The sequence below is a fragment of the Antribacter soli genome (genome assembly GCF_021568775.1).
In the GTDB taxonomy this organism is placed as follows: Bacteria; Actinomycetota; Actinomycetes; order Actinomycetales; family Cellulomonadaceae; genus Antribacter; species Antribacter soli.
In genome coordinates, this window is sequence record NZ_JAKGSG010000017.1 from 1 (window position 1) to 2,986 (window position 2,986).

Sequence of the window (2,986 nt, forward strand, 5' to 3'; positions counted from 1 at the left end):
CCACGGACCGTACTCGGACTCTCGAAGGACGATGAGTTGGGACTACCGGGGCCCGGGCTCCTGGCGGAGCCCGGGCCTCCTGGTACCCGGTCGCTGTCCGACGCCGGACGTCAACCGATGGGATCACTCGGACTGCTCCCGCCCGCGGCCGAGCCTCAACCCGTTGCGGGCGGAGCGCGCGCCCGGGCGGGCGGTGCAGATCCGCAGGGTGGACCGGCTGGCCGGCGCGGCTGGATGGAGCCTGTCCACTCCCGCGACAACATAAGAACCATTTGTGATCGAAGCGTTTCGTCTGGCCCAATGTCTATCCGGCCTGGCGCTATACCTTGACAATGGCACACTTCGCCGCTTCCATTGTCGAAGCGCTTCAACGATCGACAGCGCTACGACCGCAAGTGCGCGACGAAGGGCACCCTCGGTGACGACCGGGGCCCCTTCGAGCGCTTCTCCGCTCAAGGACGCGCGGCTCTCCCTCGTACGCCGCCTGCTCCAGACCAGTCCCTTGTCACCAGACCCAAAGGAGAGCATCATGCAACGACGCACTTTCCTCGCGTCGATCGGCGCGGCCGCGGTCGCGATCGCCCTCCCGCCCGCGCCGGCACAGGCCAAGGCCCACGCGCGCGGTGCGTGCACCTACACCTGGAAGAACGCCGTCGTCAACGGCGGCGGCTTCGTGCCCGGCATCGTCTTCAACGAGACCGAGCCGAACCTCATCTACGCCCGCACCGACATCGGCGGCTGCTACCGCTGGCAGGAGGGCTCCCGGACCTGGAAGCCGCTCCTGGACTGGGTCGGCCGCGACAAGTGGGGCTATTCCGGGGTCGTCTCCATGGCCACCGACCCGGTCGAGACCAACCGCGTCTACGCCGCGGTGGGCACCTACACCATCGACTGGGACCCGAACAACGGCGCGGTGCTCTACTCCGACGACAAGGGCGACACCTGGGGCATCGCCGAGCTCCCGTTCAAGCAGGGCGGCAACATGCCCGGCCGCGGCATGGGCGAGCGCCTCGTCGTCAACCCGGCCAACAACGCCGAGCTGTATCTCGGCACCCCCAGCGGCAACGGGCTGTGGCGCTCGCTCAACTACGGCCGCACCTGGGCGCGTGTCGAGGAGTTCCCGAACGCCGGCAACTTCGTCGTCGACGCGTCGAACCCGGTCCTCGCCGACAACCAGGGCGTGATCTGGATCGACTTCGACCAGATCGGCGGCAAGATCTACGTCGGTGTGGCCGACCCGGACGATCCGCTGTACGTCTCCGAGGACGGCGGCGCGACCTGGCAGGCTGTCCCCGGCGCGGCTGAAGCCCTCGGTACCGCCGACGGCAACCGCACCATCCCAACTCAGTCGGCTGTGGACAACACCAACGGATACTTGTACGTCGTCACCAGCCACGACCCCGGTCCCTACAACGGCGCGCCCGCTTCGGGCGACGGCGGCAGGATCCAGCGCCTGGCGACCCAGACCGGCGAATGGACCGACGTCACCCCGTCCTACAACCCGCGAGGCGTGATCCCAGGCTTCGGCGGCATCACCGTCGACCGCCAGAACCCCGGCACGCTCATGGCGGCAACGCGCAACAACTGGTGGCCCGACGAGATCCTCTACCGTTCCACCGACTCGGGACAGACCTGGTCGCTCAGCTGGGACTACGCCGAAGGCCAGAACCGCACCGACCGGTTCGTCATGGACAACTCGGGATCCCCGTGGCTGTCCTGGAACGGCGAGGACCAGGGTCCGGCATACGCGGTCAAGCACGGGTGGATGATCGACGCCTTCGCGATCGACCCCCACAACTCCGACCGCATCATGTGGGGCACCGGCGCCACCATCTGGGGCACGGAAGAGCTGACGAAGTGGGACGCCCAGGGCGAGCTCGTCGGCGAGGACGAAGCCGGTCAGCGCGTCGCCCTGCCGATCGAGAAGTTCACGGTCGGCGTGCGCGCCCAAGGCGTCGAGGAGACCGCCTCTCTCGACCTCGCGGCGCTGGGCGGCGCGCTCGTCTCCGCCGTCGGCGACGTCGGCGGCTTCGTCCACACCAACCTCGACCGGGCCGAGACGATGATCAACACCGGCTGGTCCACCGGCACCAGCGTCGACTTTGCCCAGTTCAACCCGGACATCATCGTCGGCACCGGCAACGTGCACGGCAACGAGAAGGGCCACGTCGGCGTCTCCACCGACCGCGGCAGGACCTGGCGGAACGCGTCGCGCGTCGAGGGCGTCCCCGGCGACGGCCACGGCGGCACCGTCGCGATCACCGCCGACGCATCGGTGATCGTCTGGTCGCCGAACAACACCGAGGTCACCCCGGTGTACAGCACCGACCTGGGCGAGACGTGGAACCTGGTCCAGGGACTCCCGGCGGGCGCGAAGGTCCGGTCCGACCGCGTCAACCAGTCGGTCCTCTACTCGTTCTCCGGCGGCACGTTCTACCGCAGCACCGACGGCGGCGCAACGTTCACCGACACCGGGGCGACCGGCCTGCCGACCGCGGGCGTCGAAGACTTCCGGGCCGTCCCCGGCCACAAGAACCACGTCTGGCTGGCTGGGCGCGGCGACACCGAGAAGGACATCGCGGGCGGCATGTGGCGCTCCAAGGACGGCGGCGCCACCTGGAAGCCCATCGTCGAGTTCGACACGGCGGAGTCGGTCGGCTTCGGCAAGGCCGCCAAGCTATCCGGTTACCCGGCGATCTACACCTCGGCGGAGATGAACGGCAAGGCCGCCATCTACCGCTCGACCGACGGCGGCATCACCTGGGTCCGCATCAACGACGACGACCACCAGTGGGCCTGGTCGGGGTCCGCCATCACCGGCGACCCGTGGATCTACGGCCGCGTCTACCTCACCACCAACGGCCGCGGCATCGTCTACGGCGACATCGCCGACTGAGGCCGCCAGGTCCACGAGCAACCGATCCGGGGTGGCGGGGCCCGGCCCGGCACCCCCCAGCCCGCGCCCCAGGTCCCCCCACACGCGCCA

The 2,986-nt window shown here is 69.3% G+C and carries 1 protein-coding gene; it reads left to right on the forward strand.

All coding sequences use genetic code 11. The annotated features are described in order from the left end of the window. Window positions 1-529 precede the first annotated feature (529 nt). The gene (locus tag L1785_RS04290) at window positions 530-2,896 is read left to right on the forward strand and encodes a sialidase family protein (RefSeq protein WP_236087906.1); all 2,367 of its coding nucleotides are present in this window, start codon (window positions 530-532) and stop codon (window positions 2,894-2,896) included. Window positions 2,897-2,986: the final 90 nt, after the last annotated feature.

What these genes read in the sequence shown, in the direction of transcription:
- L1785_RS04290 (WP_236087906.1), top strand. Translation starts at nt 530, where the DNA reads ATGCAACGACGCACTTTCCTCGCGTCGATCGGCGCGGCCGCGGTCGCG.